At 52.7% G+C, this 19377-nt stretch carries 17 protein-coding genes and 1 tRNA gene; 13 read left to right on the top strand and 5 right to left on the bottom strand.

Going from position 1 to position 19377, the window contains the following annotated elements; translation table 11 throughout:
• Positions 1-152 precede the first annotated feature (152 nt).
• On the bottom strand, positions 153-644 hold the full coding sequence (locus ACMV5H_RS22530; RefSeq protein ID WP_414822500.1) for an FxsA family protein: 492 nt from the start codon (positions 642-644) through the stop codon (positions 153-155).
• Between the two features lie 351 nt (positions 645-995).
• Between ACMV5H_RS22530 and aspA the strand changes: the two genes are divergently transcribed.
• The 6 genes from aspA (at position 996) to ACMV5H_RS22500 (ending at position 6832) form a co-directional block, all read left to right on the top strand.
• Complete coding sequence (aspA, locus tag ACMV5H_RS22525) at positions 996-2432, top strand: aspartate ammonia-lyase (RefSeq protein WP_021807586.1); 1437 nt, start codon at positions 996-998, stop codon at positions 2430-2432.
• Positions 2433-2554: 122 nt separating this feature from the next.
• Positions 2555-3856 carry an anaerobic C4-dicarboxylate transporter gene (locus ACMV5H_RS22520; protein WP_021807587.1) on the top strand — a complete coding sequence of 434 codons (1302 nt, stop codon included), beginning with the start codon at positions 2555-2557 and terminating at the stop codon, positions 3854-3856.
• Positions 3857-3982: 126 nt separating this feature from the next.
• The gene (gene cutA, locus ACMV5H_RS22515) at positions 3983-4306 is read left to right on the top strand and encodes a divalent cation tolerance protein CutA (protein WP_021807588.1); all 324 of its coding nucleotides are present in this window, start codon (positions 3983-3985) and stop codon (positions 4304-4306) included.
• Positions 4282-5997, top strand: a complete 1716-nt coding sequence (locus ACMV5H_RS22510; RefSeq protein WP_414822499.1) for a protein-disulfide reductase DsbD — start codon at positions 4282-4284, stop codon at positions 5995-5997. The genes cutA and ACMV5H_RS22510 overlap by 25 nt, the downstream gene beginning before the upstream one ends.
• A 40-nt stretch (positions 5998-6037) precedes the next feature.
• Positions 6038-6613 (top strand): transcriptional regulator, encoded by a 576-nt coding sequence (locus tag ACMV5H_RS22505; RefSeq protein ID WP_021807590.1) that lies wholly within the window; start codon positions 6038-6040, stop codon positions 6611-6613.
• A gap of 143 nt (positions 6614-6756) precedes the next feature.
• Positions 6757-6832, top strand: a tRNA-Phe gene (locus tag ACMV5H_RS22500).
• Positions 6833-6925: 93 nt separating this feature from the next.
• Here the strand turns inward: ACMV5H_RS22500 and ACMV5H_RS22495 are convergent.
• Positions 6926-7144, bottom strand: coding sequence for a hypothetical protein (locus ACMV5H_RS22495; protein WP_115159440.1), 219 nt, complete (start codon positions 7142-7144; stop codon positions 6926-6928).
• 193 nt (positions 7145-7337) lie between these two features.
• On the opposite strand from ACMV5H_RS22495, the gene ACMV5H_RS22490 reads away from it, so the two are divergent.
• The gene (locus tag ACMV5H_RS22490; protein WP_115159439.1) at positions 7338-8441 is read left to right on the top strand and encodes a hypothetical protein; all 1104 of its coding nucleotides are present in this window, start codon (positions 7338-7340) and stop codon (positions 8439-8441) included.
• Between the two features lie 304 nt (positions 8442-8745).
• Positions 8746-9234, top strand: coding sequence for a GNAT family N-acetyltransferase (locus ACMV5H_RS22485; RefSeq protein WP_115159438.1), 489 nt, complete (start codon positions 8746-8748; stop codon positions 9232-9234).
• Positions 9235-9323: 89 nt separating this feature from the next.
• Here the strand turns inward: ACMV5H_RS22485 and ACMV5H_RS22480 are convergent, their stop codons facing one another.
• Entirely contained in the window at positions 9324-9926 is a 603-nt protein-coding gene (locus tag ACMV5H_RS22480; protein WP_414822498.1) for an NAD(P)H-dependent oxidoreductase, read from the bottom strand.
• 109 nt (positions 9927-10035) lie between these two features.
• Here ACMV5H_RS22480 and ACMV5H_RS22475 point away from each other — a divergent pair, with 109 nt between their 5' ends.
• The gene (locus tag ACMV5H_RS22475; protein ID WP_223500684.1) at positions 10036-10659 is read left to right on the top strand and encodes a TetR/AcrR family transcriptional regulator; all 624 of its coding nucleotides are present in this window, start codon (positions 10036-10038) and stop codon (positions 10657-10659) included.
• Positions 10660-10695: 36 nt separating this feature from the next.
• On the top strand, positions 10696-11229 hold the full coding sequence (locus tag ACMV5H_RS22470; protein WP_094982065.1) for a metal-dependent hydrolase: 534 nt from the start codon (positions 10696-10698) through the stop codon (positions 11227-11229).
• A 69-nt stretch (positions 11230-11298) separates the two neighbouring features.
• Here the strand turns inward: ACMV5H_RS22470 and ACMV5H_RS22465 are convergent, their stop codons facing one another.
• Both ACMV5H_RS22465 and gltP read right to left on the bottom strand, forming a co-directional pair.
• Positions 11299-12561 carry a hypothetical protein gene (locus tag ACMV5H_RS22465; protein ID WP_209524048.1) on the bottom strand — a complete coding sequence of 421 codons (1263 nt, stop codon included), beginning with the start codon at positions 12559-12561 and terminating at the stop codon, positions 11299-11301.
• A 115-nt stretch (positions 12562-12676) separates the two neighbouring features.
• Positions 12677-13993 (bottom strand): glutamate/aspartate:proton symporter GltP, encoded by a 1317-nt coding sequence (gltP, locus tag ACMV5H_RS22460; protein ID WP_021808073.1) that lies wholly within the window; start codon positions 13991-13993, stop codon positions 12677-12679.
• 885 nt (positions 13994-14878) lie between these two features.
• Here gltP and acs point away from each other — a divergent pair.
• The 3 genes from acs to actP all read left to right on the top strand — a co-directional run bounded on the left by acs (position 14879) and on the right by actP (position 18989).
• Entirely contained in the window at positions 14879-16837 is a 1959-nt protein-coding gene (gene acs / locus ACMV5H_RS22455) for an acetate--CoA ligase (protein ID WP_059199489.1), read from the top strand.
• 191 nt (positions 16838-17028) lie between these two features.
• Positions 17029-17340, top strand: a complete 312-nt coding sequence (locus ACMV5H_RS22450) for a DUF485 domain-containing protein (protein ID WP_115159434.1) — start codon at positions 17029-17031, stop codon at positions 17338-17340.
• Positions 17337-18989 (top strand): cation/acetate symporter ActP, encoded by a 1653-nt coding sequence (gene actP, locus ACMV5H_RS22445; protein WP_179254036.1) that lies wholly within the window; start codon positions 17337-17339, stop codon positions 18987-18989. The genes ACMV5H_RS22450 and actP overlap by 4 nt, the downstream gene beginning before the upstream one ends.
• Positions 18990-19377 lie beyond the last annotated feature (388 nt).

Raw genomic sequence — 19377 nt, 5'->3', positions numbered from 1 at the left:
ACCCAGACCCTCTCCCACTATACGGACCGGATAACACATGGGCACTTGTTTAGGGAGTGGGGGTAGTCCAGAGTCGCGGTCAGGTACCGGGGGCAATTGTAGCACGTTCAGTCACCTCTCCCTTTGGGAGAGGGTTAGGGTGAGAGGAGATATCAGCGATCGTCACGCTTGTCGTGATCGTCGGGTTGATGATCCAAGGTGAAGCGGTCGTCTTGCTTGCGCTGGAATTCTCCGTCGAAGGTGTTGCCATTAGCGGCACCTCCGCCTTGACCCCAACCACCTGGGCGATAAATGTTCAGATGCGGCATCAGCTTCAGCGTCAACGATTTCTGCACCGGCGGCAACAGCAGTAACAGGCCAAGGAAATCGGTGAAGAAGCCCGGTATCACCAGCAGGAAGCCCGCCAGTACCAGTGAAACGCTTTTCACCATCTCCGCTGCCGGGCTTTCGCCCGCCGCCAGCTTCTGTTGCATCTGCATAAAGGTCTTCATGCCCTGATTACGCACCAGGGAAACGCCGACGCAGGAGGTAAACACCACCAGCAGCAGCGTCATTGCCACGCCGAACACGGCGGCAACTTTGATAAACAAGGATATCTCTATGTAAGCCAGTAGAAATATCAGCAGTAACGGTAACCAGCGCACCTGGTTCTCTCCTCTAGGTAGAGTCGGCGTACCCGCCCGATGGCGCATACGTGATAAATGGGGCCACTAATCGGCCAACCTTCTTACAATGGGGGCTTCCCGCCGCCATTTCAACCGGGCGATCTTTTTTATTCTCTATGTTACAAACGTGAAGCTCTTCACAGAAATCAAAAGCTGTCATTTGCTGAAGCACCAGATAGTGATCTACGTTCATTCATTTATTACCAACCAGCATATGATCTGGGCAGCGACAATAGCTGCGGTCAATACTTCCGCAGTTGGCCCGCTCGGCAACATTATTTTGTTATCCTGCACATAATTATATTCGGCAGCAACATAGAGAAGGTTCTCATGTCAAACAACATTCGTATCGAAGAAGACCTATTAGGAACACGTGAAGTCCCTGCAGAAGCCTACTACGGTGTTCATACTCTGCGTGCGATTGAAAACTTCTATATCAGCAACAGTAAAATCAGCGACGTTCCTGAGTTTGTGCGCGGCATGGTGATGGTGAAAAAAGCCGCCGCCATGGCAAACAAAGAGCTGCAAACCATCCCACGTAAAATTGCCGACGTCATCATCCAGGCATGTGATGAAGTGCTGGATAAAGGCAAATGCATGGATCAATTCCCGGTGGATGTGTTCCAGGGCGGTGCTGGCACCTCGCTGAACATGAATACCAACGAAGTACTGGCAAACATCGGCCTGGAGCTGATGGGCCACCAGAAGGGTGAATACCAATACCTGAACCCTAACGATCACCTCAACAAGTGTCAGTCTACCAACGACGCTTACCCAACCGGATTTCGCATCGCGGTTTACGCTTCCAACCAGAAGCTGATCGATGCTATCAACCAACTGCGTGAAGGGTTTGACCGTAAGGCCAAAGAGTTCGAAACCATCCTGAAAATGGGCCGTACCCAGTTGCAGGACGCGGTGCCAATGACCCTGGGCCAGGAATTCCACGCGTTCAGCGTGTTGCTGAATGAAGAAACCCGTAACCTGCACCGTACCGCAGAGTTGCTGCTGGAAGTGAACCTGGGCGCGACGGCGATCGGTACCGCGCTGAACACCCCGGAAGGTTACCAACACCTGGCGGTTAAGAAACTGGCGGAAGTCAGTGGCCTGCCGGTGGTCCCTGCCGAAGACCTGATCGAGGCCACCTCCGACTGTGGCGCTTACGTGATGGTGCACAGTGCGCACAAGCGCCTGGCGGTCAAACTGTCCAAGATCTGTAACGACCTGCGTCTGCTGTCTTCCGGCCCACGCGCTGGCCTGAACGAAATCAATCTGCCTGAACTGCAGGCCGGTTCTTCCATCATGCCAGCCAAAGTGAACCCGGTGATCCCAGAAGTGGTTAACCAGGTTTGCTTTAAGGTGATCGGCAACGACACTTGCGTTACCATGGCCGCCGAAGCAGGCCAGCTGCAGTTGAACGTGATGGAACCGGTAATTGGCCAGGCGATGTTTGAATCCATTCACATCCTGACCAATGCCTGCTATAACCTGCTGGAAAAATGCATTAACGGTATTACCGCCAACAAAGAAGTGTGCGAGTACTACGTATTTAACTCTATCGGTATCGTTACCTATCTGAACCCGTTCATTGGCCACCACAACGGTGACATTGTCGGCAAGATCTGTGCTGAAACCGGCAAGAGCGTACGTGAAGTCGTGCTGGAACGCGGTTTACTGACCGAAGCTGAGCTGGATGACATCTTCTCCGTAGAGAACCTGATGCACCCGGCATATAAGGCGAAACGCTATACAGATGAAAATGAACAATAATAGACTCATCCGGTAGCCTGAAAGGCACGCTAATCCTCTGGATAGCGTGCCTTTTTTCTTTCTAAGAATACAAAGTTGCAACCTTTGGTTTTCATAAAAATCCATTTTAAGGGGTAAACACTATGCTAGTAGTAGAATTGGTGATCGTTCTACTGGCCATCTTTTTGGGGGCCAGGCTGGGCGGTATCGGAATAGGCTTTGCAGGCGGTCTTGGGGTATTGGTGCTGGCGATGATTGGCGTTAAGCCAGGCAGCATTCCCTTCGACGTTATTTCAATCATTATGGCGGTTATCGCCGCTATCGCCGCCATGCAGGTCGCTGGCGGGATGGACTACCTGGTGCAGCAAACCGAAAAACTGCTGCGCAAAAATCCAAAATACATCACCATTCTGGCCCCAATCGTCACCTATTTCCTGACCATCTTCGCCGGTACCGGTAATATCTCCCTCTCGGCCCTGCCGGTGATTGCAGAAGTGGCCAAAGAGCAAGGCATCAAACCTTGCCGCCCACTGTCTACTGCCGTGGTTTCCGCGCAGATTGCCATTACCGCCTCGCCTATCTCGGCAGCGGTGGTGTACATGTCTTCCGTTATGGAAGGCCACGGTGTGAGTTATCTGCACTTGCTGATGGTGGTGATCCCTTCCACTTTCCTGGCCGTGATACTGATGTCGCTGCTGGTTACCTGGCTGTTTGACTCCAAGCTGTCTGACGATCCGGTGTATCAAAAACGCTTCGAAGAAGGTCTGGTAGCCCTGCGTGGTGAGAACGTAATCGTGATCAAACCGCGTGCGAAAACCTCCGTGATGCTGTTCCTGGCTGGCGTACTGAGCGTAGTGGCTTATGCCATCATCAACAGCCCAAGCATGGGGCTGGTGACGACGCCGCTGATGAACACCACCAATGCCATCCTGATCATCATGCTGAGCGTGGCCACCCTGACCACCATCCTGTGCCGTGTCGAGACCGACCTGATTTTGAACTCCAGCACCTTCAAGGCCGGGATGAGCGCCTGTATCTGTATCCTGGGCGTGGCCTGGTTAGGTGACACCTTTGTGCAGGCCAACCTTGACTGGATTAAAGAGACTGCGGGTACCGTGATCCAATCCCATCCTTGGTTACTGGCGGTGATCTTCTTCTTCTGTTCGGCGTTGCTGTACTCTCAGGCCGCCACTGCCAAGGCGTTGATGCCGATGGCGCTGGCCCTGAACGTCACCCCGCTGACGGCGATCGCCTCCTTTGCTGCCGTTTCTGGCCTGTTCATTCTGCCAACCTACCCTACCCTGGTGGCGGCGGTACAAATGGACGATACCGGAACGACGCGCATCGGGCGCTTCGTGTTTAACCACCCGTTCCTGATCCCTGGCACCTTGGGCGTGGCGTTTGCCGTCATCTTCGGCTTCCTGATTGGCAGCGTTATTCTGTGATCCTCAAGCGGGGCTTCGGCCCTGCTTTCTCCTCCTCATTCCCCTGCTGCTGATAATCTAACCTTCTAGCCAACACCGCTTCAGGGTATAGTGCCCTGTTACCAAACCTGGTTGAGAGGGCCGAAGATGTCTGATTGCGAAGCTATCGTCATACTCTGTACCGCACCCGATGAAGCCACGGCGCAAGAGCTGGCGGCACGCGTCCTGGGAGAGAAACTGGCGGCCTGCGCCACGCTGCTGCCTGGGGCAACATCGCTGTATTACTGGGAAGGGAAACTGCAACAGGAATACGAAGTGCAGATGCTGTTTAAAAGCGATCGCCAGCATCAACAAGCGCTACTCACCTACCTGAAACAACATCACCCGTACCAGACACCCGAACTGTTGGTGCTGCCGGTGATGGCTGGAGATAAAGATTACCTGTCATGGATCAACGCCTCATTAAACTGATATTGCTGCTTTGCAGCCTGTTCTTTCTGCCGACTGCGGCCCAGGCTTCACTGTTCGGCCAAAACGCGGGCAACCAGTTCGTCCCCGTCGATCAGGCATTTGCCTTTGATTTTAAACAACAGGGCCCCCAGCTGACGCTAAGCTGGCAAATCCGCCCTGGTTACTACCTGTACCGCCAGCAAATCAAGCTGGTGCCACAGCAGGCAACGCTAGGCCAGTTCGAGCTGCCCGCCGGGCTGAAGCATAAAGATGAATTCTTTGGTGAAGTAGCGATATTCAAAGAGCCATTGGCGCTGAATATTCCCCTGTTGCAGGCGGGAGACAATGCCAGCCTGAGCGTCACCTACCAAGGGTGTGCTGAGGCCGGTTTCTGCTATCCACCGGAAACCCGCGTGATCCCTCTGAGCGCAGTAGCGCTGGCCGCAGAGCCCGCAGCACCGGTAGCCGTAACACCAGCAGAAACAGCACCGGCCAATCTGCCCTTCTCCCCCCTGTGGGCCTTGCTGATTGGTATCGGTATTGCGTTTACCCCTTGCGTGTTGCCGATGTATCCGCTGATTTCCGGCATTATCCTGGGCCGTGAGCGGCCACACAGCAGCGGGCGCATTCTGGTGCTGGCCGTGGTGTATGTGCAAGGCATGGCGCTGACCTATACCCTGCTCGGCCTGGTGGTTGCCGCCGCTGGGTTGCAGTTCCAGGCCGCGCTGCAACACCCTTACGTGCTGATCGGTCTGTCGGTGCTGTTTGTCGCCTTGGCTCTGTCCATGTTCGGCTGCTACTCTTTGCAGCTCCCCTCGTCACTGCAAACGCGGCTGGCCAACTGGAGCAACACCCAGCAGGGTGGCTCACTGGTGGGCGTGTTTGTGATGGGCGCTCTGGCAGGCCTGATCTGCTCGCCATGCACCACCGCCCCTCTCAGCGCCATCCTGCTGTACATCGCCCAAAGCGGTAACATGTGGGCCGGTGGTGGCACGCTCTATCTGTATGCCTTGGGGATGGGTATCCCGCTGGTGATTGTGACGCTGTTCGGCAACCGCCTGCTGCCACGCAGCGGCCCGTGGATGCAGTACGTCAAGGAAGCCTTTGGCTTTGTGATCCTGGCGCTGCCGGTGTTCCTGCTTGAGCGGATGATCGGCGACGTCTGGGGGTTGCGCCTGTGGAGCCTGCTCGGGCTGGCATTCTTCGGCTGGGCATTCGTCCTGAGCCTGAAATCATCCCGTGGCTGGACGCGAGCCGTCCAAGTGCTGTTGTTGGCGGCGCTGGTGATTTCGGCGCGTCCATTGCAAGACTGGGCATTCGGTAACACCGCCTCTGAGCAGGCGGCCCAGCCACATCTGAATTTCACCCGTATCAATAACGTTGAGCAGCTTAATCAGGCGCTGCAACAGGCGCAGGGCAAGCCGGTGATGCTGGACCTGTACGCGGACTGGTGTGTCGCCTGTAAAGAGTTTGAGAAGTACACCTTCAGCGATCCAGCGGTGCAGACCCAATTGGCCGATACGGTGTTGCTGCAGGCCGACGTAACGGCCAACAATGCCGAGCAGGCAGCCTTGCTCAAGCACTTGCAGGTGCTTGGCCTGCCGACCATTTTGTTTTTTGACCGAGATGGCAAAGAGTTACCCGCAGCCCGCGTGACGGGCTTTATGAACGCAGAAGCCTTCGACGCACATTTGCAGAAAACCACTCGGTAAACGACACTGAGTTTCAGAACATTTTTTGGAGGGAGCACTAGTGCAACGTGAACAGGTTTTAAATACAGCCCTGGAGCTGTTGGAAAAACAGGGCCTGGCGACCACCACCTTGGAAATGCTGGCAGAAAAACTGGGTGTGCCATACAGCGATTTCAAACCGTTCTGGCCGGACCGTGAGGCACTGCTGTATGACTGCCTGCGCTACCACGGCCAGCAGATTGATACCTGGCGCCGCCAGTTGCAGCTTGATGAGACGCTGAGCCCGCAGCAAAAGCTGCTGGCGCGTTACGACGTGCTGGCAGAACACGTGCAGAATGAACGTTACCCTGGCTGCCTGTTTATTGCCGCCTGTAGCTTCTTCCCAGAGAGCGACCACCCGATCCATCAACTGGCCGAACAGCAGAAGATCACCTCGCTGGACTTCACCCGCGATCTGTTACGTGAGATGGATGCCGACGACGCCGATTCGGTAGCGCAGCAAATGGAACTGGTGCAGGAAGGCTGCCTGAGTAAATTGTTGATAAAACGCCAGTTGCAGGATGTGGCCGTCGCCAAACGGCTGGCCGAAGATATCTTGCATATTGCCCAATGCCGTCAGTTCGGTGCGTTAAGCTAAAGCGTGATATGCAGTGACCTGGTGGCAACAGAGGCAGAATTACGCGGCCTTTGCCTGAAAAGCCAGCAATCGGCGCTGTTTTCACGTTTTTCGACACAAATCCGTTGACGCCGCACGGCCAATACGGTTTAATGCGCCCCGTTGCCCGGATAGCTCAGTCGGTAGAGCAGGGGATTGAAAATCCCCGTGTCCTTGGTTCGATTCCGAGTCCGGGCACCACTATTTAGAAGAACCCGCCTATGGCGGGTTTTTTGCTTTCCAGCCTGACTCAACGATTGCCTAATACTCTCATCCAACCAGCCCCCACTAGCTTTACTCAGCATCAAGCCCTTGTGCGACTACAATCAAAAGTAAAGTCTGATTCGCTAATAGTGCCCCTCTTTCACTATCAGTAGGCCTGTCTATGGCTCCACTGACGCAAAAAATCCGTGCAGCCAAACGTAATACAAGTCCTATAAGCTCGCAGACGACGGCAACATGCTTTTGCTCGTTCATACCAACCGCTTTTCTGAGAAGTGACAGGAATGACATCAGGCGATCCGGGTTACGGGTACCTCATTAAAACAGCATAAAAAAACACCTGATTGCCTCCCGGTCATCAAGGAAGCAACTATTGTTAAGGTACGGGCTGTTTGTCTGCTTAAGGCTCTCACCACAGATGTTAGCGGAAAGACCCCAAAGAAGCCGTACCACCTAAATAATCTTGTCATTTTGCGAGGTGCACATGCTTTATGTTGATATCCCTAGCCGTGAAGAATATGCCTATTTAGCTGATATTCATGCGGATGCTTGTATCTCGATTTATCTTGAAACCTCACCTCTACGCCAACACTTAGAGGCCAGTAAAATTCAACTTGGTAACTTCATCAAGGAGGCGTTGCTGCAGGTTGCAGACAGCGGCCTGGATAAACGCCGTGTTGCCTTGTTGGAAGAACAGCTTCGTTCAGTGTTGGAAGATGAGTCATTTTGGGACCTGCATGCACGCAGCCTGGCGGTGCTTGCAACACCAGACAGTATCCGAACTTACCGGCTGGCCAATGAGCTATCCAATCGACTTGAAGTGGGCAAACGTTTCTACCTTAAACCATTATTACGTGCGTTAACCTTCCCACATTCGGCCTACATCCTTGCACTCTCTGAAAACCAGACACGCCTGATAGAATTTTTTGCTGATGCTCCCGCAGAAGAGATGACAGTGCCAGAGATGCCCACCACCATGAAGGATGCCATGGGGGATGCAGCATTGAATGACCACCACCATGGCGCGACACATCACAAAGTGCGACTGGCGCAATATACTCGCAAAATTGACCAGGCATTACGTCCACTGTTTGCCAGACATGATTCTCCGCTTATCCTTGTCAGTACCGAGCCGCTGGCCTCGATCTACCGTTCAACAAACTCATTGGCTAACCTGGCAGAGGAAACGCTTTTCAAAAATGCTGAGCACCTTGGTACTTCTGAATTAGTAACGTTGGTGCGGCCATTAATGGATAACTATTATCAGGAGCAATTAAACGCGTTAGCCTCGCGCTTTGAAACTCGCTTAGGAGAACGCCGGGTCACTCAGGATCTTTCAGATGCGGCAAGAGCAGCCACGTTCGGCGCCATTGATTTGCTACTGATTAACCTCGACTGCAAGCTGAAAGGCATCATTGATGAGCAAGGATTAATCACTTTCAGTGACAACGATGAGGATGACGCCTACGATTTAATTGATGAGATTGCCAAAAGAGCGATGGCTACCGGAGCAAGAGTTTTAGCAGTACGCAGCGACAATTTACCTTCCGGTACCGATCTTAACGCCATATTACGTTTCCCGCTATAAAGGCTCTGTCTGGTTAAGAAAGGTGCGATCAAACTAGGTCGCATCTTCTTGGATAGCCAGCACCGAGGAACAAACTTCCGTAGAATCAATTCTCATCAGAGAGAAGCTTTAAACACGAAGCTTTGACTTCTTCCATCAGTTGTTTCGCCAGTTGGGTCACGCCAACCGGTTCGTTTACGGCTGGTAAAAATATGTTATTAGCAACGGTGCCTCTGCAAGCTCACAATATTACCATTGGGCTGGATACACCGAGTGAGGCATTACGCAAGACCATGCGTTCTGTTGCACCGTGGGATCAAAAAAAGTGATCTCCGCTCCTCAACCTCTCCGTGCCGAGCACGTCAGAACAGCTTTTTGCTGTGGCGTGGAAAGCATGGATAATTGGCTGAAGCAGAGGGCAATAAAAAGCCAGCTAACGGATTCGTCTCGTACTTTCGTTTGCTGTGATGACATGAAAATAATGGCCTATTACTCTCTGGCATCCAGCGCCGTAATGACTAATGCAGCCCCTGGCCGTTTTCGCCGCAATATGCCCGACCCTATACCGATGGTGGAATTGGGACGGCTAGCGGTGGATCAAGCGTTGCATGGGCAGGGGGTTGGGCGTGCATTAGTGCGTAATGCCGGATTACGGGTTATCCAGGTTGCGGAAACCATTGGCATTCGCGGGATGCTGGTGCATGCGTTATCCGTTGAAGCCAGAGAATTCTATCTACGAGTGGGATTTGAACCTTCCCCCCTCGATCCGATGATGCTGATGATAACGTTGGGGGATTTGATCGAGAGTCTTTAGTGGGGGAAAGTAACGGGATAATACGACCTAAGGTGAGGGGCGCTCGCAACTGATTTTTTGAAGCTTTATTGCGCTCCCTCCTCAGCGGACTACTCGGCGTAAGCGGGTTGAAAAACAGTGCGCCCGATCTGACACGCTGCATCGAGGTAAGCCTTTGGCTCCCCCAGTTCTGGCAGCAGTAGCATTTCAGATGTCTTAACCGAAGCGCCACAATAATCAAAAATACCGTGCATTATCTGTGCGTTAAAGGCATCGGTAAAGCCGTGACGGTCATAAACATCCTTGCTTGCCGCCCCAAGAGCAACCAAATGCACCGGTAAATGCCCCAATTTCTTGACCACCGCCCCATCTGCTGTCTCTTCATAAGCCCAGCCATTGGAAAATACGCAGTCTACCCAGCCCTTCAGTAAGGCAGGCATACTCCACCAGTAGATTGGGAACACCAGAACCAGGGCATCCGCGCTATCGATACGCTTCTGTTCGGCCAGAATATCCGCGGGAACGGTGGCCGTTTTTAAAAATGCGGCGATATCAGCAGCACCGTACACCGGATCGAAACCTTCCTGAGTGAGATCGGCAATTTCAAACGTATTGGCAGGATCGGCGGCCACTATCCCTTCGGCAATGGCGGCTGCAACGCCATGGGTTAATGACATATCGAGAGGATGGGAAACAACGATGAGTGCGTGCATTGGGGGGGGCTCCTATTGTCAGGGCGAGGTATAAAACGTACTCTATATACCAACAGTAAGTTACCGCCGGTAAGTTACCTTTAGTATATAACGCTGTCAACGGGTAAACATGGCTATGGTCTCCAAACCACATTCGCGAGTTCGGCTATCGAGAGAAGAGCGTTATCAGCAGTTGCTGGCAACCGCATGGGAAATCATTCATGAAGAAGGCACCGAAGCGCTGACGCTCGGCCATCTGGCAGAACGCTCGGGCGTCACCAAGCCGGTCGTGTATGACCATTTCACCAACCGTTCGGGCCTGTTTGCCGCGCTATATCAAGAATTTGATTATCGTCAAACCGCGCGGATGGATGAAGCCATCCAAAATACCCAACCGGAGCTGGAGGCCTTAGCCTCGGTGATTGCCACTTCCTACATTGAGTGCGTGCTGCTGCAAGGCCGTGAAATGCCTAGCGTCATGGCTGCACTAGCCGGTACGCCCGAGCTTGAGAAAATCAGGAATGATTACGCCGTGGTGTTCATCGAGAAATGCCGCCAACTCTTTGCCCCCTTCTGCTGCGATAACCAGCTTCAGGACGCCGCACTATGGGGTATGCTCGGCTCTGCGGAAGGGTTGTCCTACGCCACCAGCTGTGGAGCGATTACGGCAGCCCAGGCAAAGGAAGAGTTATTCAGCATCATTATTTCGATGGTGCAGCGAAGTGGCGATCGGCCCGATATGGCTATGCCATAATAAGCACAGTGTTGCCCCTCATCATGGAAGAGAGTTATGCCGACGATCGTTACCCACGCCGCAGTGCCGTTATGTCTTGGTTTAGGGTTGGGCCAGAAAATCATACCGCCCCGCTTGCTGCTCGCGGGCGTGATACTGTCTATGCTGCCGGATGCCGACGTATTAGCGTTTAAATTCGGCGTGGCTTACGGCAATCAGTTTGGCCATCGCGGTTTCACGCATTCACTGCTGTTTGCGTTCCTGATGCCTAGCTTGGCACTGCTGTTCTACCGCTGGTTCAAGGTTAACCCCGTCAAGACCTGGTTATTCCTGTTTATCTCGCTGTTATCCCACAGTTTGCTGGATTCGGTGACCACCGGGGGCAAAGGCGTCGGCTGGCTATGGCCATGGAGTGATGAGCGTTTCTTTGCGCCTTGGCAGGTGATCCGCGTAGCGCCGTTTAGCCTCGAGAAATACCTGACTCCTGCTGGGCATGCGGTGATCATGTCGGAATTACTGTGGGTTTGGTTGCCAGGTGCCATCTTGATGACCGGCATGATAGCGCTGCGTAAGTTCATGCAGCGCCAGTGAGAGATTGATTAGATAGGCGGGCGCAGCATGCAGCGCCCCGCTGTGAGCCGGTTAAGGTTTGTAAGCGGCTTAACCGACAAAATCAATTCTGGTCAGCATCAACGTCCCTTGCTGTAGAGTAAACTCCACACGCATTCCCCCTTCACAAACCTCTGACAGCCCAGGGATCATCAGGTTTGAGCCAGTGCCGATAAATACAGCGAGCGTTCCACCCTCAAAATCCCCCGATCCGACCGAATCGCAGGTGCCTTCAACCAACACTTTCTTAGTCCCATCATTGTAATAGAACTGCCCGTCCTCCTCGGCTGGGAAGTATTTTCTGGCTTGCTCCAAAGGGGTTAATGAGTTCACCCGGAAATCAGTCACCTGCTTTTTAGCGAGATTGACACCCAGCAGCGGTATTTCCTTCAAGCCATCCCTGATTTGCTGCGCATAGTGGTCAAACAGTGCAGGGGTAATGCTCTGTTGATGTTCATCAGGCGTTCCTGCCAGAAAGGTATCAGCGACGTTCTCAAGCGGGAAGACAATATGCGCCTTTAAATAGGCCATATCCGCCGTCTTGACCGCCTGTTGGAATAGCTGGAACTGAGTGAGCATCTCAACCTTGATGCCATCATCGATCTCCTGAACGAGTGGCTGATTCACCGCTTCCAGCAACTTTTGTTCGGTGATCGCCGCGGCGGGCCCACTGAAGTTACACTTCTCCACGGTCTTGCTTTCAACCATCAGCGCCTGCCACTCTGCCTTGCCATCTTTGGCCATAATGGCATCGTAGTAATTCATCCCTTGCCGATCCTGGCTCTCTTCCCCTTCCAGCCGCCCGCAGAAATACGCCATCTTGCCAGTTGTGCACAGGTGAGAAACCACAAATCTGGGTTGGGTAATAGCCCCTTGATAACTGCGCCGGACCGCATCAAGCAACGGCTTACGCTCGGCATCATAAAGACCGACGTTTTGGCACCCGCTCGCAGCGGGTTCATCTTGAAGAGTACTATGGCATTGGGCCTGCGCTGGTGAGTCGACATAAGAGTCAAAATTGCTCACCGTCGTCCAGAAGCCTTCCGCTGACTGCTGCAATTCTCGATCGTAGACCACCGTCTTGCCGTTAATTTTGGCGCTACCGCTGCCATCATTGGTTTTGGCAGTGGCACAGAAATACGCCTGCGAGCCGGAAACGCTCAGTTGTTTAACCACAAACTGGATATCAGTGGGATAGCTGACATTGGCACGCATCTGATCCAGAATGACACGCCGTAGCGGATCGTTGGCATCCAGCGTCTGCCCTTGAACATAGGGGGATAACAACACCAGCAACAGCGCATATCTTTTCATTGGGTAAATCTCATCCTGAGCAGACCTTACAGAGAGCGCTATATTGGAACAATTTGGCCATCATTCAATAAAAAACCCGCCAACGGCGGGTTTTGAGAGAAAAAGAGGGAGTTACTTAAGCCTGATTGGCAGGGGTCACTTTACTGGCCAGGAACTCCTGTTCGTAGGCCAGCGACTTTTTACGGTCGAACTGATGTTCCCATTTGGCAATCACCAACACCGCCAGCGCATTGCCCACCACGTTCAGAGCCGTACGCGCCATATCGAGGATACGGTCAACGCCGGCGATAAACGCCAAACCTTCCAGCGGAATACCTACGCTGCCCAAGGTCGCCAACAGCACCACAAAGGAGACACCCGGCACACCGGCAATCCCTTTTGAGGTCACCATCAGCGTCAGCACCAGAATGATCTCTTGCCCCAGCGACAGCTCAATACCGTACAGCTGTGCAATAAAGATGGCGGCAATACTCTGGTACAACGTAGAACCGTCCAGATTGAAAGAGTAGCCGGTAGGCACCACAAAGCTGGTGATGGATTTTGGCGCGCCGTAGGCCTCCATCTTTTCGATAATACGCGGCAACACGGTTTCCGAACTGGCCGTTGAGTAAGCCAGGATCAGCTCTTCTTTCAAGATGCGGATCAGCGTCCAGATACGCAGGTTACACAGCCGTGCAACGGCACCCAGAACCACCAAACCAAAAAAGGCGATGGCGAAATAAACCAGCACTACCAGCTTGGCCAACGGCAAGAGCGAAGCGAAACCGAAGTTGGCTACCGTGACCGAGATCAGACCAAACACCCCAATAGGGGCGTAACGCATGATCATGTGTGTCACCTTGAACATGCTCTCGGCCACCGCTTTGAACACCTTCAGCAACGGCTCTTTGGTCTCCTTCGGCAAGGAAGACAAGCCCAGGCCAAATAGCACCGAGAAGAAGATGATCGGCAGCATGTCGCCTTTGACCATCGACGAGAACACGTTAGAAGGAATTAACGAAAGGATGGTGGCCACCAGGCTATGTGAGCCGCTTTGCACCTGTTCCGTCGTTTTTTCATACTGTGAGATATCGACCGCGGTCAGCGCCGACATGTCGATGCCGTGCCCGGGTTGAAAAACATTAGCCAATGTCACACCCACGATGATGGCGATGGTGGTGATCACTTCAAAATAGATAATGGTTTTCAATCCAATACGGCCCAGCTTTTTGGTATCACCAATACCGGCAATACCGACGATCAGCGTGGAAATAACAATAGGCACCACGATCATCTTGATCAAACGAATAAAGATATCACCGGCGGGGCTCAATATATTACTGACCATCCAGTCACGCGATTCCGTTTGATTATGCAGCACTGCGCCCAAGATAATACCCAATACCAACGCGATCAGGATTTGCCAGGCCAGGCTGATTTTTACATTTTTCATACCCAAAAAGTCCTCAAAGACTCCGTACCAACGTGTTAAACACACCTAGGCTCCGGAAGGAATACTTAATCATTTATTACAGGCTTATGTTTGTGAACCTCTACGCCAACTGCCCTTGGTGTAACGCAGTATAAATCTGTACCATCTGAAGGCGGGCTTCTGCAAGCCTTGTTTCATCTCGATTTTGTCCGTTTCACCAGCAAAAAACCAACAAACAAAAAACGAATCGCAACATAATTACTTGTTCTAAAAAACATAATTTTAGCTTGAACAGAACAACAGCCCATTGGATAGGACGATTTTTAATCCAAATAAAAGTGCGTGATTTGTCATTGCATTTGCATATTTAGTCTGAAATTATGTTTATATATTGTTAACAAAATGTTTTGTAAAAGAAAATAAAGTCCTCACATGCCCCCTTTAACAGACCAAGATAACTCTCAATATGATTCACACAACTAATAAATGATCGCAAAATCATTCACCAAACATCTTATTTGTATTTTCAAGAAAACAGACATAATAAAGACAGATAAAATAAGCCTCCGATAGGTTGCTGCTAACAATGGCGCTTAGTATTTATAGCAGCCATTAATAAGATCAGATCTGCTGTAAAATATAACCTTGGCCTTATTGTTTCCGGCACCATCAAGCCGATATCTCGCGCTATATTTTTAGTTATCTAAAAACTTTTTTAACAGAAATACGCCCATTCCCGTCTTTTCACCGTCAACCAAACAGTTACACAACACAATTACGACAGTAACTATTACAAATCAACATCTTCGTTGCGTGATCTGCCGCCCAAAAAAGAAACAAACCGTCATGGCAAACTATACTTAACCATCAGTTGACATATCATTAACAATTCTAAGGAGAAAAACCATGAGCCAACTGCACAAACACGCCATTCCTTCTGCAATTGCAGATCGTGCCCTGATCAATCCGGAGCAATACCAGCAGTATTATCAACAATCTGTACAAGACCCAGCGGCATTCTGGGGCGAGCAGGGCAAGATCCTTGATTGGATCAAGCCCTATACCTCAGTGAAGAACACCTCTTTCGATCCTGGCCATATCAGCATCCGCTGGTTTGAAGACGGTACCCTTAACCTGTCAGCAAACTGTCTGGACCGCCACTTGGCCGAACGCGGCGACCAAACCGCCATCATCTGGGAAGGTGACGATCCTACCCAATCAGCCAAAGTGACTTACAAACAGCTGCATCACGATGTCTGCCAGTTCGCCAACGTGCTGAAAAAGCTCGGGGTGAAAAAAGGCGATGTGGTGGCCATCTATATGCCAATGGTGCCTGAAGCCGCCGTCGCCATGCTGGCCTGTGCGCGCATTGGCGCCGTGCACTCGGTGATCTTTGGGGGCTTTTCCCCAGAGGCCGTAGCGGGCCGTATTATCGACTCCAACTCCAAACTGGTGATCACTGCTGATGAAGGGCTGCGTGCTGGCCGCGCGGTACCGCTGAAAAAGAACGTCGATGATGCGCTGAAGAACCCAGGGGTGAAAAGCGTCAACAACGTGGTGGTTTTCCAACGCACCGGCAAGCCGGGGTACTGGCAAGAAGGGCGCGATCTCTGGTGGCATGAGCTGACTGAAGGCGTATCTGCCGACTGCCCACCGGAAGAGATGAACGCGGAAGATCCGCTGTTTATCCTCTATACCTCAGGCTCAACCGGCAAACCGAAAGGCGTGGTGCATACCACTGGGGGCTATCTGGTTTACGCCGCACTGACCTTCAAATACGTCTTTGATTACCATGATGGCGACGTCTATTGGTGCACCGCCGACGTGGGCTGGGTTACCGGCCATAGCTACCTGTTATATGGCCCATTGGCCTGCGGTGCCATTACGCTGATGTTTGAAGGCGTGCCGAACTACCCAGGCGTAAACCGTCTGTCGCAGGTAGTGGATAAGCATCAGGTCAATATCCTGTATACCGCACCAACGGCAATTCGAGCCCTAATGGCCGAAGGCGATAAAGCAATCGAAGGCACCAAACGCGATTCGCTGCGCATTATGGGTTCCGTGGGTGAGCCGATCAACCCAGAGGCCTGGGAGTGGTATTACAACAAGATTGGTAACGCCAAATGCCCGATCGTTGATACCTGGTGGCAGACCGAAACCGGTGGCTTCATGATCACCCCGCTACCAGGTGCTACCGAGCTGAAGGCTGGCTCCGCCACTCGCCCATTCTTTGGCGTGCAACCTGCATTGGTCGACAATATGGGCACCCCGCAGGAAGGCGCCTGTGAAGGCAACCTGGTGATCACCGATTCTTGGCCGGGTCAGGCGCGGACCCTGTACGGTGACCATGACCGCTTCGAGCAAACCTACTTCTCTACCTTTAAAGGTATGTACTTCAGCGGTGACGGCGCACGCCGTGACGAAGATGGTTATTACTGGATCACCGGCCGTGTCGATGACGTGCTGAACGTTTCCGGCCACCGTCTAGGCACCGCCGAAATTGAATCCGCATTGGTATCCCACCCCAAAATTGCCGAGGCCGCGGTGGTGGGTATTCCGCATAACATCAAGGGCCAGGCGATTTATGCCTATATCACCCTGAATCATGGGGAAGAGCCAACGCCGGAACTGTATGCCGAAGTACGTAACTGGGTACGTAAGGAAATCGGGCCAATAGCCACGCCTGACATTCTCCATTGGACCGACTCTTTACCAAAAACGCGGTCTGGCAAAATTATGCGGCGTATTCTGCGCAAAATTGCCGCCGGTGATACCAGCAACCTGGGGGATACCTCAACGCTGGCGGATCCGGCTGTAGTCGAAAAACTGTTGGAAGAGAAACAATCAATGAAAGTTCCATCCTAATCCGCGCTGCCTCCGGCCGTTCATCTGCCATACGCAGCTGAACGGCCTGTATACCTGAAAGCTTTCAACTGCAGTAAAGCCGATCCCAGACATTTGGCTGGGATGGGTCAAGGCGGCCCGCAGAGCGCCAATTTGCCAGCTGGAAGGGTATCGCGTGGCGAACTTGTTCAATACCTATTGGAGAAACTCGGATGAATGAAGATATTAATCAAAGGATTGAAGAAAACCCGCGCTTTCAGGAGCTGGTGCAAAAGCGCAGCCGTTTCGCCTGGCTCCTGTCACTGATCACACTCGCGCTGTACGTCGGCTTTATCTTGCTGATCGCCTTCGATCCTCAGTGGTTGGGGACTCCACTCGGTCCCGGATTAACCATTACCCGTGGGATCCCGGTTGGCGTGGGATTGATCGTGATTTCTTTCGTGTTAACCGGGATCTATGTTTATCGTGCCAACGGTGAATTCGATCGCCTGAATGCTGAAATCCTGCGCGAGGTGAAGCAATGAAGCGCCTACTTTCAGCTACCGCACTGTTGGCCCTGCCAGGCCTAAGCCATGCCGATGCCATTGGTGGTGCAGTACAGCGCCAACCGCTGAACATCCAGGCCATCATCATGTTCCTGCTGTTCGTCGGTGCCACTCTTTACATCACCTACTGGGCTTCCAAACGTACCCGCTCTCGTCAGGATTACTATACCGCTGGCGGGCGCATCACCGGGTTGCAAAACGGTCTGGCTATCGCCGGCGACTTTATGTCTGCGGCATCGTTCCTCGGTATCTCCGCGCTGGTTTATACCTCCGGCTATGATGGGCTGATTTATTCCATCGGCTTCCTGATTGGCTGGCCAATCATTTTGTTCCTGATTGCCGAGCGGCTGCGCAACCTTGGCCGATATACCTTCGCCGACGTGGCCTCTTACCGCCTGCAACAGAAGCCGATCCGCTCACTATCGGCCTGTGGTTCCCTGGTGGTGGTGGCGCTGTACCTGATCGCCCAGATGGTGGGCGCGGGTAAATTGATCCAGCTGTTATTCGGCCTCAATTACCACGTCGCCGTTATCTTGGTCGGCATATTGATGGTGCTGTATGTCCTGTTCGGTGGCATGCTGGCGACCACCTGGGTGCAAATCATCAAGGCCGTGCTGCTGTTGGCCGGTGCCAGCTTTATGGCGCTGATGGTGATGAAATCCGTCAACTTTGACTTCAATACCCTGTTTGCCGAAGCCGTAAAGGTGCATCCGAAAGGGCTTGCCATCATGAGCCCGGGTGGACTGGTCTCCGACCCTATTTCCGCCCTCTCCCTGGGTCTGGCATTGATGTTCGGTACCGCCGGTTTGCCACATATCCTGATGCGTTTCTTCACCGTTAGCGATGCCAAAGAAGCGCGTAAGAGCGTGTTCTATGCCACCGGATTTATCGGTTATTTCTATATCCTGACCTTTATTATCGGTTTCGGGGCGATCCTGCTGGTCAGTGCCAACCCGGCCTTCAAGGATGCCAGTGGCGCATTGCTGGGCGGTAACAACATGGCAGCGGTGCATTTGGCTAACGCGGTGGGAGGGAACTTCTTCCTTGGCTTTATCTCTGCGGTAGCATTTGCCACGATCCTGGCGGTGGTTGCCGGGCTAACCTTGGCAGGGGCTTCTGCGGTTTCTCACGATCTCTATGCCTGCGTCATCAAAAATGGCAGAGCAACCGAGCGTGATGAGCTGAAAGTTTCCAAAATCACCGTGGTGTTGCTCGGGGTGGTGGCTATTGCGCTGGGGATCCTGTTTGAGAAGCAGAACATTGCCTTTATGGTGGGGCTGGCATTCTCCATTGCGGCCAGCTGTAACTTCCCAATCATCATTCTTTCCATGTACTGGTCACGCCTGACCACACGGGGAGCAATGATCGGCGGATGGCTTGGTCTGTTAACCGCAGTGATCCTGATGATCCTGGGCCCAACTATCTGGGTACAGATCCTCGGCCATGCCAAACCGATTTATCCTTACGAATATCCTGCGCTGTTCTCTATGCTCGTCGCGTTTATCGGCACCTGGTTCTTCTCTGTGACCGACAATTCTTTGGTTGGGCAGCAAGAGCGCGTGAAATTCCGCGCCCAGTTTGTACGTTCACAAACCGGGCTGGGGATTTCGCAGGGAAGTGCACACTAAGGCGTTCATTTGGGCTGAGGTTGACTCGGTCCTGCTTTAAAGAGTTAGCCTGCTGGGTCTTCTGGCAGGTTAATTTGCAGATCGAGTATTACCCCTCACCCTAACCCTCTCCCACAGGGAGAGGGAACCGATCGAGCTCGCGGATCTCTCTGTGTAATACTTCATCTTTCTGCTTACTTCCAACGTCCTGAAGCGGTACGGGCAAACCCAACCTCTCCCCGCTTTCCGAAGCAGTACGAGCTCATCCACGACGCCAGACGACTCCCTCTCCCTCACACGGGGGTTCAGTTGTTCTCGGCTGGTACTCTGGGAGAGGGTGGGGGTGAGGGGTATTTCCATTTCCGACCCATAGCAAAAAGGCCATCCTTGCGGATGGCCTCTTGGCTTA

The sequence above is a fragment of the Serratia sp. N21D137 genome, from assembly GCF_047530005.1.
GTDB classification, from domain to species: Bacteria; Pseudomonadota; Gammaproteobacteria; order Enterobacterales; family Enterobacteriaceae; genus Chania; species Chania fonticola_B.
The sequence above is the reverse complement of the archived record's forward strand: the minus strand, read 5'-3'. Positions and strand labels throughout refer to the sequence as shown.